At 66.3% G+C, this 276-nt stretch carries 1 protein-coding gene; it reads right to left on the reverse strand.

Going from position 1 to position 276, the window contains the following annotated elements:
• On the reverse strand, window positions 1-232 hold a 232-nt coding region (locus RVY79_RS19450; RefSeq protein ID WP_317466215.1), incomplete at its 3' end, for a hypothetical protein.
• Window positions 233-276: the final 44 nt, after the last annotated feature.

Raw genomic sequence — 276 nt, forward strand, 5'->3', positions numbered from 1 at the left:
GTTGCACGTTCCAGGTGCGTCCCGCTTCGGCAATGATGTCGCCGTACCGTGACATGTCGATCGCGGCGCCGCCCCCGCTGCGTACCTTGTCTGCAGGCTGTTGCACCGGGGCCGGACGCGCCTCGACGATGACGCGAAGACCGGTGCCACGCGCGCCGCTCGGCATGTTGGTCAGGACAACGGTACCGTCCGCTTGAACGGTGCCGAAGATCTGCGCATGTGCGCAATGCATGAACGCGTCGCTTACGATCACGGCGGCGGCCAGGCTGACGCCAA

Origin of the sequence: Chromohalobacter sp. HP20-39, from assembly GCF_033052815.1 — a bacterium.
Taxonomy (GTDB): Bacteria; Pseudomonadota; Gammaproteobacteria; order Pseudomonadales; family Halomonadaceae; genus Chromohalobacter.